Below are 13,234 nucleotides of genomic sequence, written 5' to 3'. Positions count from 1 at the left end.
CACGCGTCTCGAACCGCGGGGTACGCAAAATGCCGCGTCCCCCAGGCTAAAACCTGGGGGACGCGGCATTCATTCCGGGCCCTGAGAGGGCTCCGAGGGCCTCGTGTCAGCTCTCGGGGCGCTCCTCCGGGGTCCGCTCCGGCTGCGGGGCGGGGTCCGTCGTGGCGCTCTTCGTGGTGGAGATGGCCGGCGTGGCGCCGTTCGCCCCGTTCGTCAGGGCCAGCTCCTTGGGGGAGAGGACCGGCGGGCGGGTGGACGGCGTACGGCGCGAGGAGCCGGTCCAGGCGGGCCTGGGCGGGCGCTTCACGATCGGCGCGAAGATCTCGGCGATCTCCTCCTTGCCCAGTGTCTCCTTCTCCAGGAGGGCCAGGACCAGGTTGTCGAGGACGTCGCGGTTCTCGACGAGGATCTCCCACGCCTCGTTGTGCGCGGTCTCGATGAGCTTCTTGACCTCTTCGTCGACCAGCGCGGCGACCTCTTCCGAGTAGTCGCGCTGGTGAGCCATCTCACGGCCGAGGAAGGGCTCGGTGTTGTCGCCGCCGAACTTGATGGCGCCGAGCCGCTCGGTCATGCCGTACTGCGTGACCATCGCGCGGGCCAGTCCCGTGGCCTTCTCGATGTCGTTGGCGGCACCCGTGGTCGGGTCGTGGAAGACCAGCTCCTCCGCCGCGCGGCCACCCAGCATGTACGCCAGCTGGTCCAGCATCTCGTTGCGCGTGGTGGAGTACTTGTCCTCGTCCGGCAGGACCATGGTGTAGCCGAGGGCGCGGCCTCTCGACAGGATGGTGATCTTGTGGACCGGGTCGGAGTTCGGTGAGGCCGCCGCGACCAGGGCGTGTCCGCCCTCGTGGTACGCGGTGATCTTCTTCTCCTTGTCGGACATGATCCGGGTCCGCTTCTGCGGGCCCGCGACGACGCGGTCGATCGCCTCGTCGAGCATCTTGTTGTCGATCAGCTTCTGGTCGCTGCGCGCGGTGAGCAGCGCGGCCTCGTTCAGCACGTTGGCCAGGTCGGCACCGGTCATGCCGGGCGTGCGGCGGGCCACGGCGCCGAGGTCGACGTCCGGGGCGACCGGCTTGCCCTTCTGGTGCACCTTGAGGATCTCGAGGCGGCCCTGCATGTCCGGGCGGTCCACGGCGATCTGGCGGTCGAAGCGGCCGGGACGCAGCAGCGCCGGGTCGAGGATGTCCGGGCGGTTCGTCGCGGCGATGAGGATCACGCCGCCCTTGACGTCGAAGCCGTCCATCTCGACGAGCAGCTGGTTCAGCGTCTGCTCGCGCTCGTCGTGACCGCCGCCGAGGCCGGCGCCGCGGTGGCGGCCGACCGCGTCGATCTCGTCGACGAAGACGATCGCCGGGGCGTTCGCCTTGGCCTGCTCGAAGAGGTCACGGACACGGGAGGCGCCGACACCGACGAACATCTCGACGAAGTCGGAACCCGAGATCGAGTAGAACGGGACGCCCGCCTCGCCCGCCACGGCACGCGCGAGCAGGGTCTTGCCGGTGCCGGGCGGGCCGTACAGCAGCACGCCCTTGGGGATCTTGGCGCCGACGGCCTGGAACTTCGCCGGCTCCTGCAGGAACTCCTTGATCTCGTGGAGCTCCTCGACGGCCTCCTCGGAGCCCGCGACGTCGGAGAACGTCGTCTTCGGGGTGTCCTTGGTGATGAGCTTCGCCTTGGACTTCCCGAAGTTCATGACACGGGAGCCGCCGCCCTGCATCTGATTCATCAGGAACAGGAAGACGACCACGATGAGGACGAAGGGAAGCAGGGACAGCAGAATGCTCACGAAGGGGTTCTGCTTCGACGGCGAAACCGTGTAGCCGTCGGAGATCTGCTTGTTCTGGAACTTGTCCTGCAGCGTGCTGGCGATGGTGACGCCCTGGTCGCCGATGTAGCTCGCCTGGATCTTCGAGCTGCCCTCGACCTTCTGGCCGTCCTTGAGCTGGACCTTGATGGTCTGCTCGTCGCCGGTGGTCAGCTTGGCCGACTCGACCCTGTTCTCGTTGATCGCCTGGACGACCTGGCCCGTGTCCACCGTCTTGTAGCCGCCGGACGAGCCGACGACCTGCATCAACACGACCACGGCAAGGACGGCCAGCACGATCCACATGACCGGCCCACGGAAGTATCGCTTCACGTCCATCCATACGGAGCGGTGCCGCCCCGTCCCTCCTGCCATAGTGAGTTTGATAAAGGCTGTTCTTCGGACGGTACCCCAGCATCGGCCCCCGACGCTGCGGGGGACAGCCGCCAATGGCGTCCACGCATGCTCCAACGCCGCGGAGCCCGCAGGGGTTCCCGATCACGTACGGCGGCCGGGGCCGCCGCGGCTCACCCGCCGTAGACGTGGGGCGCGAGCGTCCCGACGAACGGCAGGTTGCGGTACTTCTCGGCGTAGTCCAGGCCGTAGCCCACGACGAACTCGTTGGGGATGTCGAAACCCACCCATTCGACGTCGATGGCGACCTTGGCGGCCTCGGGCTTGCGCAGCAGCGTGCACACCTTGAGGGAGGCGGGCTCGCGCGAGCCGAGGTTCGAGATCAGCCAGGACAGCGTCAGGCCGGAGTCGATGATGTCCTCGACGATCAGGACGTGGCGGCCCTTGATGTCCGTGTCGAGGTCCTTGAGGATCCGCACCACACCCGAGGACTGCGTGCCCGCCCCGTACGAGGACACGGCCATCCAGTCCATCGTGACGGGGGTGGACAGCGCCCTGGCGAGGTCGGCCATCACCATCACCGCGCCCTTGAGCACGCCGACGATCAGCAGGTCCTTGCCCGCGTACTCCGCGTCGATCTTCGCCGCCAGCTCCGTCAGCTTGGCGTCGATCTCTTCCTTGGTGATGAGCACCTTCTCGAGGTCGGCACCCATGTCGTTCGCGTCCACCCGCATCACTTTCGGTCGTCCCACCGGCCGGTCCGGTCCGCCCCGCGACCTGAAGCGGTCGCTGGGGTCCGGATTCAGCCCTGCCGAATCACCAGTCTGCCACCCTGCCGACGGGCGACGACCCGGCCGGGGAGATTGATGGCCCCCTGGCCGCGCCAGCCGGTGATCAGCCGGTCGACCTCCTCGATGTGGCGGGCGAACAGCGAACCGGCCGGTGCGCCGGCCTCGATGGCGGCCCGGCGCAGCACCCGGCGGCGCACGGCGGGCGGCAGGTCGTGCAGGGCGGCGCACTCCAGGCGGCCGTCGTCGTCACGGACGCCGGCCGCTGCCTTCCCGGCCCAGGCGTCGAGGGCGTCTGCGTCGTCACGGGAGAGCTGGGCCGTACGGGCGAGGGCTTCGACGACGCCCTTGCCGAGGGCCTTCTCCAGGGCGGGCAGGCCCTCGTGGCGCAGCCGGGAGCGGGTGTAGGCGGGGTCGGTGTTGTGCGGGTCGTCCCAGACGGGCAGGGACTGGACCATGCAGGCCTTGCGGGCGGTCTGCCGGTCGAGCTGGAGGAAGGGGCGCCGGTAACGGCCGTCGGCCCCCGAGACCGCGGCCATGCCGGACAGGGAACGGATGCCGGATCCGCGGGCGAGGCCGAGCAGCACCGTCTCGGCCTGGTCGTCGCGGGTGTGGCCGAGCAGGACGGCGGCGGCGCGGTGGCGCTCGGCGGCGGCGTCGAGGGCGGCGTAGCGGGCGTCCCGGGCGGCGGCCTCGGGACCTCCGTCGCGGCCGACGGTGACGGCGACCGGCTCGACGGGGTCCAGGCCGAGTTCGCGCAGCCGGGAGGCGACCTCGGCGGCGCGCAGGTCGGAACCCGTCTGGAGGCCGTGGTCGACGGTGACGCCGCCGGCGCGCAGACCGGCGCGGGGGGCTTCGAAGGCGAGGGCGGAGGCGAGCGCCATGGAGTCGGCGCCGCCGGAGCAGGCCACGAGCACGAGCGGGGAGGAGGACCGCTCGTCGGGCGTGAGGCGGCCGGGCGTCCGGCCGTGTTCGGCGAGGATGTCGTTCAGGACGCGGCGGACCGCCAGGCGTATCGCCGCGACCGCAGGATGGGGACCCATGTCCGGTTCCCTTCTGATGATGTCCGGGGGGCTGAGCCCGGGAGTCGGTCACGCAGAGTGTGTAGATGGTGACAGAACCGGGCCGTTCCCCGAGCATTGCACGCCTGCCCGGGGCCCACGGTCCCTCGGACGGGTGATTGGCGGGGCGTCCGTCTGCCGCCGCCCGGACGCCCTGTGCGACGGGGGCGCGGCGCCTACGCCTCCGGTTTGCGGTGCACCCGTGTGATCCAGTCCGCCGGTTTGCCGATCTCCGCCTTGGTGGGGAGGGTGTTCGGCGACGTCCACACCCGGTTGAAGCCTTCCATGCCGACCTCGTCGACGACCGCGCGGACGAAGCGTTCGCCGTCGCGGTACTGCCGGAGCTTGGCGTCCAGGCCGAGCAGCTTGCGCAGCGCCATGTCCAGGCGGGAGGCGCCCTTGGCGCGGCGCTGCTGGAACTTCTCGCGGATCTCCGCGACGCTCGGGACGACCTCGGGGCCCACGCCGTCCATGACGTAGTCGGCGTGGCCCTCCAGCAGCGACATCACCGCGGTGAGGCGGCCGAGGATCTCCCGCTGGGCGGGGGTCTGCACGATCTCCACGAGGGAGCGTCCCTCGTCGCCCTCCTCGCCCTCGGGACGCCCGCCGACCAGCGACTGCGCGGCCTCGCGCACCCGCTCCAGCACGGTCGTCGGATCGACGTCGGTCTCCGCCAGGAACGCCTGGATCTCGCCCTCGAGGTGATCCCGCAGCCAGGGCACGGCCGTGAACTGGGTGCGGTGGGTCTCCTCGTGGAGCGTCACCCACAGCCGGAAGTCGTGCGGCTCCACGTCGAGTTCGCGCTCCACGTGGACGATGTTGGGGGCGACCAGCAGCAGCCGTCCGCCGCCGTTTGCCCCGGCCGGGAGGTCCCGGGTGGCGGGGGCGAACGTCTCGTACTGGCCGAGGACGCGGGAGGCCAGGAACGACAGGAGCATGCCCAGCTCCACGCCGGTGACCTTGCCGCCGACGGCGCCCATCACCACGTTGCCGGGGCTCGTGCCGCGTCGTTCCTGCATCTTGTCGAGCAGGGGTTTGAGCAGCTCGCGGAAGCCGGCGACGTTGGCCCGCACCCAGCCGGGGCGGTCCACCACCAGGAGGGGCGTGTCATGGGTCTCGGGCGTGCCGAGGCTGGTGAAGCCGCGGACGTGTTCCTCCGCGGACCGCGCGTGGCGGCGGAGTTCCGCGACGACGGCGCGGGCCTCGTCCCGGCTCACGTCGGGGCCCGGCCGCACGAGCCTGGTCGCGGTCGCGACCGCGAGGTTCCAGTCGACCATGCCGGATGAGGCAGCACCACCGATGCTCGTCATGTGTCAACGGTACGTGAGGGGTGGGGAAACGGGCAGATCCTCACGGCGATGCCCCTGCCGGGGGGGCCGGGGGGCTTCGCGCTCGGGGCGCGGGGACTTCACCCTCGAGGGCGCGGGGGCTTCGCGCTCGGGGGCGCGGGGACTTCGCGCTCAGGGGCGCGCGGACTTCGCGCTCAGGGGCGCGGGCGGTGCCTTGTGGGGGGCGCGGGGAACTGCGCGCTCAGGGGCGCGGGGAACTGCGCGAACGGGGGGTCCGGGGGCGGAGCCCCCCAAGGCGGGAGGGCAGGACGCCGCACGTCCAGGTGCGCCGGTGCAGCCGCGCGCTGCGGAGGTGAGGGACATCCCCTCGCCCATTTCGGGGGCTCCGCCCCCGGACCCCCGTCGCGCAGTTCCCCGCGCCCCTGAAGGCGTCTTCACCCACACCCCCCACAAGGCACCGCCCTCAGCCTCTGATGGGTGTCGCTGTCCCGCAGCCCCAAGGAATGCGGCCTCTCCGCTCCCCGGGAGGAAGCACCGCCGCCCGCGTCCCCCCGAGTGCGGCCCCTTCACGCCCCCCAAGGGGCGTTGCTGTCCCGCGTCGCTGAAGCCCCCTACGGCGTCCGGCAACCGCACCTTGCCAAGGCTGTCGCGGCCTTGTCCAAGGTCGTTTGGGCCGCCTCCGCCCCCGCCGTGTCGTTCGCGAGGAACGCGAACGCCAGCAGGCGGCCGTCGCGGTCCACGACCGTGCCGGCGAGCGTGTTGACGCCCGTCAGCGTGCCGGTCTTGGCGCGGACCAGGCCCGCCGCGCCGTCCGCGTAGCGGCCGGAGAGCGTGCCGGTGAAGCCGGCGACGGGAAGGCCCGTGAGGGCGGAGCGCAGTTCCGGGTGGGCGGGGTCGCCCGCCTTGACGAGGAGGGCGGTCAGCAGGTCGGCGGTGAGCCGCCCGCCGCGGTCCAGCCCGCTGCCGTCCTTGATCACGACGCCCTTCACCGGCAGCTTCAGCTGCTTCAGACGCGCGGTGACCGCCGCCCCCGCGCCGCCGAAGTCGGCCGGTTTGCCGGTGGCCACGGCGGTGTGCCGGGCGAGCGCCTCGGCGAGGTCGTTGTCGCTGTTGGTCAGCATGCGCTCGACCAGCGAGGAGAGCGGCGGCGAGGAGACCGTCGCGAGGGTGGTCGCGCGCGTCGTCGACTTCGACGGGCCGGGCGGCGTGGCCGTGATCCCGTGCTTCTTCAGCAGGTCGCCGAACGTCCGGGCGGCGTCCGCCGCGGGGTCGACGACACGCTCGACGGGTCCGCTGGAGGAGTCGTCGGTGCGGCCCTCGTCGGCCATCAGGGGGGTGACGGCGGCGAGATTCTCGTTGCGCCCGATCGGGTGGGCCGTGTCGCCCTTGTAGAGGGTCGTGTCGTACGAGAGCGTCACCTTGCGCACGCCCCGCTTGGCGAGGGCGGCCGCCGTGCGGGAGGCCAGGTCGCGCAGGCTCGCGGACCCCTTGGCGTTCTTGCGGGCGGTGAGCGTGGGATCGCCGCCGCCGACCAGCACGACCTCCTCGGTGTCGGGCTCGTAGACCGTGCGGGTGGTGAGCCGGTGGTCGGGGCCCAGCGCGGACAGCGCGGCGACCGCGGTGGCGATCTTCGTGGTGGAGGCGGGAGTGAGCGCGTTCCCGGAGTCCGCGCCGTAGAGGCGCCGGCCGGTGACGACGTCGACCACGGCGGCGGAGCGGCGGCCCAGCACCGGGTCCTTCAGCAGCGGGTCGAGGACCGCGGCGAGCGCCTTCCCGGCGGGCGCCGAACGGGCGGCGGTGGCGGTGCCGCCGAGGCCGGTGAGCACGGACGGGGCGGGCGGGGCGGCCCCCGGTCCGCGCGGCGGGGTGCCGGCGCGCGCCCGGGAGCCGTCGTGATCTGTGCCACGCGAGGCTTCCAGGGCCACGGCCCGGTGCCGCTCGGCCGTACGCTGACCCGAGGAGTCCCAGGGGCCGGCGGCGGTCGCCACTCCCGCGGCCAGCGCCAGACCGGCGGTGGCGGCGGTGGCGGTGTACCAGCCGGTTCCGGGCCGCGCGACCCGTGGGGCCTGCGGCGATCCCGGCCGGCGTCCCCTGGTGAACCACGGCCCGGTGGCCGCGGCGACCCGCGCCAGACGCGGTCGTACGGCGTCCGCGATCCGCACGACGTGCGGTCCCGCGGCCCGCCAAGGCCTCAGCTCTGGCACGACCACCAGCCCCTTTCGCGATCACACACCTGCGTGAGGGACACTTAACCACCAGAACGATGTGCTGATCATGGAGGAGCGTCCGGTGGAGTTCGACGTCACGATCGAGATCCCGAAGGGTTCGCGGAACAAGTACGAGGTGGACCACGAGACGGGTCGGATCCGCCTGGACCGTCGGCTCTTCACCTCGACCGCCTACCCGACCGACTACGGCTTCGTCGAGAACACCCTCGGTGAGGACGGCGACCCGCTGGACGCGCTGGTCATCCTGGACGAGCCGACGTTCCCGGGCTGCCTGATCCGCTGCCGCGCCATCGGCATGTTCCGCATGACGGACGAGGCCGGCGGCGACGACAAGCTGCTGTGCGTCCCGTCGACGGACCCGCGTGTGGAGCACCTGCGCGACATCCACCACGTGTCGGAGTTCGACCGTCTGGAGATCCAGCACTTCTTCGAGGTCTACAAGGACCTGGAGCCGGGCAAGTCGGTCGAGGGCGCCAACTGGGTCGGCCGGGTCGACGCCGAGGCCGAGATCGAGCGGTCCTACAAGCGCTTCAAGGAGCAGGGCGGCCACTGAGCCCCCACGCCACGGGACGTGACGACGGGCCGCACGCGTTGGCGTGCGGCCCGTCGTCGCGCTGTGTGCGCATACTGGCGGGGCAGAGGGCACACTGAAGGACGGTGTCGTCAGCAGGGAGAGAAAGGCACGTGACGGACGCGGAGGACCGCAAGCCGCAGTCGGACGAGGCGAGGAACGCCTTCCTACCCCCTTCCGGTGTCGCGGCGCCGGCCGACAACGAGTCGTCGACGACGTCCGAGTTCGCCCTGCCCGACGGGCTGGCCGTGCCGAGGACGGGGCCGGAGTCCGAGACCACTTCGGAATTCGCTCTTCCGGACGGTCTGGACGTCGCCCCGCACCCGCAGCACGAGCCGGAGGGCTCGGCGTTCAGCACGCCGAGGACGTACAGCGCCCGGCAGGCCACGTTCACCCCGCCGACCGGCGTCCCGCTGGTCCGGCTGACCAAGGACGTGCCGTGGCAGGACCGGATGCGCACGATGCTGCGCATGCCGGTGACCGAGCGGCCCGCCCCGGAGCCGGTGCAGCGGCACGACGACTCCGGCCCCGCGGTGCCGCGCGTACTCGACCTGAGCCTGCGTATCGGGGAGCTGCTGCTGGCCGGCGGCGAGGGCGCCGAGGACGTGGAGGCGGCGATGTTCGCCGTGTGCCGCTCCTACGGCCTGGACCGCTGCGAGCCCAACGTCACCTTCACCCTGCTCGCGGTCTCCTACCAGCCGTCCCTGGTCGACGACCCGGTGACCGCCTCCCGCACGGTGCGCCGCCGCAGCCCCGACTACACCCGGCTGGCGGCCGTCTACCAGCTGGTGGACGACATCAGCGACGACGAGACCCAGGTGACCCTGGAGGAGGCGTACCGGCGGCTGGCGGAGATCCGACGTAACCGGCACCCCTACCCGGGCTGGGCGCTGACCCTCGCGAGCGGGCTGCTGGCCGGCTCCGCGTCGGTGCTGGTCGGCGGTGGTCTGCTGGTGTTCGTCGCGGCGGCGGTCGGCGCCATGCTCGGCGACCGGCTGGCCTGGCTGTGCGCCGGGCGCGGGCTGCCGGAGTTCTACCAGTTCACGGTGGCCGCGACGCCGCCGGCGGCGATCGGGGTGGCGCTGACGCTGGCGCACGCGGACGTGAAGGCGTCCGCGGTGATCACCGGTGGGCTGTTCGCGCTGCTGCCCGGACGGGCGCTGGTGGCGGGGGTGCAGGACGGTCTGACCGGCTTCTACATCACGGCGTCGGCGCGTCTGCTGGAGGTGCTGTACTTCTTCGTCGGCATCGTGATCGGCGTGCTGACGGTGCTGTACTTCGGCGTGCAGCTCGGCGCCAATCTGGTGCCGGACGCCGCGCTCGGCGGCTCGGACCCGCCACAGCCGGTGCTGCAGATCGCCGCGTCCCTGGGCCTGTCGCTCGCCTTCTCGGTGCTGCTCCAGCAGGAGCGGGCCACCGTGCTGATGGTGACGCTGAACGGCGGGGTCGCCTGGGTGGTGTACGGGGCGATGCACTACACGGGTGACATCTCGCCGGTGGCGTCCACGGCGGTGGCGGCCGGTGTGGTCGGCCTGTTCGGGCAGCTGATGGCGCGCTACCGGTTCGCGTCCGCGCTGCCGTACACGACGGCCGCGATCGGGCCCCTGCTGCCCGGTTCGGCCACGTACTTCGGTCTGCTGGGCATCGCGCAGAACGAGGTGAACCGGGGGCTGACCTCGCTCACCAAGGCGGTGGCGCTGGCGATGGCCATCGCGATCGGGGTGAACCTCGGGTCCGAGATCTCCCGGCTGTTCCTGCGGATCGGCTCGGCGGAGAAGCGACGGGCGGCGAAACGGACGCGGGGCTTCTAGCCCGCGTGCCGCCCGCCGCCCGGCAGGGATCGCTCAGTAGCCGCCGTTGTACGGCTGCTGCTGGTCGTACTGCTGCTGGTCGTTGCCGTACGGCTGCTGGCGGGGCTGCTGCTGCGGGTAGCCCTTCGTCCGGCCGTTCGGGTGGCCGCCGTAGGGCGGGTGAGGCTGCTGCTGCGGGTAGCCGCCCTGGCCGCCGTACTGCTGCGGGCGGGGCTGCTGGGGAGCGGCGGCCGGGGTGATGCGGCGCAGCTGGGTGGTGGCGTCGTCCATGACCGGCGGCTGCGGGTACTGCTGCGCGGCCGGAACCTCGGCGGCGGCGCGCTTCTTCTTGCCGCGCTCGCGCAGGTACTCGACGAGGATCGGCACCACCGAGAGGAAAACGATCAGGATGAGGATCGCCTCGACGTTCTCCTTGATGAAGGAGATCTGGCCGAGCCAGTAGCCGGCGAGGGTGACGCCCGTGCCCCAGGCGATACCGCCGATGACGTTGTACGTGAAGAACGTGCGGTACTTCATCCGGCCGGCGCCGGCCACGATGGGCGCGAAGGTCCGCACGATGGGCACGAAGCGGGCCAGGACGATCGCCTTGGGCCCGTACTTCTCCATGAACTCGTGGGCCTTCTCCAGGTTCTCCTGTTTGAAGAGCCTGGAGTTGGGCCGGTTGAACAGCCGGGGCCCGAGGGTCTTGCCGATCATGTAGCCGACCTGGTCGCCGATCACGGCGGCGAGCACGATCAGCGTGCAGACCAGCCACAGCGGCTGGCTGATGTAGGTGCCCTCGGCCACGAACAGACCCGCCGTGAACAGCAGGGAGTCGCCGGGCAGGAACGCGAAGAGTCCGGATTCCGCGAAGACGATCAGCAGGATGCCGGGAAGGCTGAAGGTCTCGATGAGGTAGTCCGGGCTCAGCCACTCGGGGCCGAGCGCAAGCGTGGTCACGGGGATGTGGCTCCTGCTGCTGGGGGTCAAGGGCGGGGCTGGCTGCCCAAATTATGAACGCAGCCGTCGAAGCCCAGGTTCCGCGGGGTACCCAGGATGCACTGTGCCCCGCCCCGGGGAAAGCCGCGAGCCGGCGCCGTGGGGCGGTCGCCGCTGGTCGTGGCCCGGTGCGGCCGGGCCACGACCGGTCAGGCGGTGTGCCGTACGGCGTTGGCGAGGATCGCGTCCCGCATGTACGCGGCCAGTCCCGGCTTCGCCTGGTCGATGGTGCGGGTGAACCGCTCGTCGTTGACGTACATCTCGCCCAGGCAGGTGTGCATCTCGTGGCCACAGTCGTAGTGGTTGCGGGAGATGCCCTGCCGGTGGTCCTCGGCGGCGTCCATCGCCGCCTCGGAGTCCGCCGGCTCGCCCGCCTCCATCAGGGCGACGAAGCGCCGGGTCAGCTCGCCGGCCTCGTTCTGGATCCGCTGCCAGTCCTCCTTGGTGTAGGAGGCCGTCCGCTCCCGCGACTGGCGGTAGGCGTCGGTGTCGCCCCAGCGCTCCTGGACCTCCTCCTGGTACTGGTCGGGGTCGAAGTCGCCGAAGACCTCGAACTTCTCCTCGGGCGTCAGGTTGATTCCCATCGTGCGTGCCTCCATGGCCTGTTCCACGGCCGCCGCCATCATCTGCAGCCTCTCGATCCGGGCGGTCAGCAGCTCGTGCTGGCGGCGCAGATGCGCGCGCGGGTCCGCGTCCGGGTCGTCGAGCAGCGCGGCGACCTCCTCGAGCGGGAAGCCGAGCTCGCGGTAGAACAGGATCTGCTGCAGCCTGTCGAGGTCGGTGTCGCTGTACCGCCGGTGCCCCGCATGGCTGCGCTCGCTCGGCACGAGCAGGCCGATGGCGTCGTAGTGGTGCAGGGTGCGCACCGTGACGCCGGCGAATCCGGCCACCTGTCCCACGGACCAGCTCATGTCCGCTCCTTTCCCTTGCGCGCTCCAGGCTGGGTCCTCACGCCACGTGAGGTGCAAGCGGGTTACCGATTTATCCCTTTCACCCCCTTTATCGTGTGCGCGTGGCCCAGGACAACACGCAGCCGGCGTCCGGCACCGCCCCGGCGGCCTCGGCACGCGCCCTGCTGCCGACCGTCGTGCCCGCGCTGCTGGTCGGCGCGGTGTCGAGCCTGGTCCTGCTGGGCGTGAGCGCGGCCGCCGAGGAACTGCAGCACGCGCTCTGGCAGGACCTGCCGGACGCACTCGGCGTGGGGCGTTACTCCGTGGCGTGGATGTTCGCGATGCTGACCGCCACCGGTGTCGCGGTCGGGCTCGTGGTGTGGAAGGTCCCCGGGCACGCGGGCCCCGACCCGGCGACCACCGGCCTGGAGGCGCCGGTGCTGCCGCTCGCGGTGCTGCCCGGGCTGGTGCTGGTGACCGCGCTGGTCCTGGCCGGGGGGCCCAGCCTGGGGCCGGAGAACCCGATCATCGCCGTGAACGTCTCGCTGGCGGTCTGGTTCGGCGCCCGCGTCTTCCCGAGGACGGCCCGGCGGGGCTGGGTGGCCCTGGCGGAGGCCGGGACCATCGGCGCGCTGTTCGGCACGCCGGTCGCCGCCGCGCTGGTGATCTCCGAGGCGCTGGCCGGGCAGCGCGTCAAGGGACAGCTGTGGGACAGCCTGTTCGCCCCGCTGGCCGCCGCAGGGGCGGGTGCCCTGACCACCACGCTGGTGTCGGATCCGAGCTTCGACCTGCACCTGCCGCCGTTCGGGCAGCCCGGCTGGGCCGATCTGCTGGCGGCGCTCGTGGTGGCCTCGGCGGGCGCGCTGCTCGGCATGTGCGCCGTGTACGCCTTCCCGTACGTGCACGGCGCGTTCCGGCGGCTGCGGCACCCGATGCTGATGCTCCCGGCCGGCGGCGTGGTCCTGGGCGCGCTCGCGGCCCTGGGCGGGCACCTCACCCTGTTCAAGGGGCTCGACGAGATCGCCGAGCTGGCCGCCGACCCCGACGGCTGGACGGCGGGCGAGTTCGCCGTGATGACGGTGGTGAAGCTGGCCGCGCTGCTGGTCGCCGCGTCCTGCGGCTTCCGAGGCGGCCGGATCTTTCCGTCGGTGTTCGTGGGGACCGCGCTCGGCCTGTGCGCCCACGCGCTGGTGCCCGGGGTGCATCCGGCGGTCGGGGTGTCGGCGGCCGTCCTGGGCGTGCTGCTGGCCGTCACCCGGCAGGGCTGGGTGAGCCTGTTCGTCGCGGCCGTGCTGGTCGCCTCCCCCGGCATGCTCACCCTGCTCTGCCTCGCCTCCCTCCCCGCCTGGCTGCTCGTCACGGGCCGCCCGCACATGCAGCTGCGGCCGGACGGGACGGCCGTCGGATGACCCGCTCCCCCCGGCGGTCCCGCCCCGGGCCGCCCGACCCCCACGGAG

Annotated in this window: 10 protein-coding genes; 3 read left to right on the top strand and 7 right to left on the bottom strand. The window is 72.0% G+C overall.

What is annotated here, in order from left to right; genetic code table 11:
• Positions 1–106: 106 nt before the first annotated feature.
• The 5 genes from ftsH to dacB form a co-directional block, all read right to left on the bottom strand.
• Positions 107–2,146, bottom strand: coding sequence for an ATP-dependent zinc metalloprotease FtsH (gene ftsH / locus MTR79_RS01580; RefSeq protein WP_048459525.1), 2,040 nt, complete (start codon positions 2,144–2,146; stop codon positions 107–109).
• Positions 2,147–2,334: 188 nt separating this feature from the next.
• Positions 2,335–2,895 carry a hypoxanthine phosphoribosyltransferase gene (gene hpt, locus MTR79_RS01575; RefSeq protein ID WP_033274920.1) on the bottom strand — a complete coding sequence of 187 codons (561 nt, stop codon included), beginning with the start codon at positions 2,893–2,895 and terminating at the stop codon, positions 2,335–2,337.
• A gap of 68 nt (positions 2,896–2,963) precedes the next feature.
• Positions 2,964–3,992, bottom strand: a complete 1,029-nt coding sequence (gene tilS / locus MTR79_RS01570; protein WP_086701031.1) for a tRNA lysidine(34) synthetase TilS — start codon at positions 3,990–3,992, stop codon at positions 2,964–2,966.
• 194 nt (positions 3,993–4,186) lie between these two features.
• Complete coding sequence (locus tag MTR79_RS01565; protein ID WP_244788872.1) at positions 4,187–5,320, bottom strand: zinc-dependent metalloprotease; 1,134 nt, start codon at positions 5,318–5,320, stop codon at positions 4,187–4,189.
• A 590-nt stretch (positions 5,321–5,910) separates the two neighbouring features.
• Positions 5,911–7,509, bottom strand: a complete 1,599-nt coding sequence (gene dacB / locus MTR79_RS01560; protein ID WP_244788870.1) for a D-alanyl-D-alanine carboxypeptidase/D-alanyl-D-alanine-endopeptidase — start codon at positions 7,507–7,509, stop codon at positions 5,911–5,913.
• Positions 7,510–7,588: 79 nt separating this feature from the next.
• Here dacB and MTR79_RS01555 point away from each other — a divergent pair, with 79 nt between their 5' ends.
• Together MTR79_RS01555 and MTR79_RS01550 are read left to right on the top strand one after the other, a co-directional pair.
• Positions 7,589–8,080, top strand: a complete 492-nt coding sequence (locus tag MTR79_RS01555) for an inorganic diphosphatase (RefSeq protein ID WP_006132604.1) — start codon at positions 7,589–7,591, stop codon at positions 8,078–8,080.
• Positions 8,081–8,211: 131 nt separating this feature from the next.
• Positions 8,212–9,909, top strand: coding sequence for a threonine/serine exporter family protein (locus tag MTR79_RS01550; protein WP_189363889.1), 1,698 nt, complete (start codon positions 8,212–8,214; stop codon positions 9,907–9,909).
• A gap of 33 nt (positions 9,910–9,942) precedes the next feature.
• On the opposite strand, the gene MTR79_RS01545 is transcribed toward MTR79_RS01550, so the two are convergent.
• Positions 9,943–10,848, bottom strand: coding sequence for a VTT domain-containing protein (locus MTR79_RS01545; RefSeq protein WP_244788868.1), 906 nt, complete (start codon positions 10,846–10,848; stop codon positions 9,943–9,945).
• A gap of 188 nt (positions 10,849–11,036) precedes the next feature.
• Positions 11,037–11,798: a MerR family transcriptional regulator gene (locus tag MTR79_RS01540; RefSeq protein WP_244788866.1), complete on the bottom strand. Its 762-nt coding sequence runs from the start codon at positions 11,796–11,798 to the stop codon at positions 11,037–11,039.
• Positions 11,799–11,899: 101 nt separating this feature from the next.
• Here MTR79_RS01540 and MTR79_RS01535 point away from each other — a divergent pair, with 101 nt between their 5' ends.
• Positions 11,900–13,186 carry an ion channel protein gene (locus tag MTR79_RS01535; RefSeq protein WP_244788846.1) on the top strand — a complete coding sequence of 429 codons (1,287 nt, stop codon included), beginning with the start codon at positions 11,900–11,902 and terminating at the stop codon, positions 13,184–13,186.
• Positions 13,187–13,234 lie beyond the last annotated feature (48 nt).

Origin of the sequence: Streptomyces sp. BJ20 (assembly GCF_022869105.1) — a bacterium.
GTDB classification, from domain to species: domain Bacteria; phylum Actinomycetota; class Actinomycetes; order Streptomycetales; family Streptomycetaceae; genus Streptomyces; species Streptomyces griseoincarnatus.
This window is presented reverse-complemented; position numbering and strand designations above follow the sequence as displayed.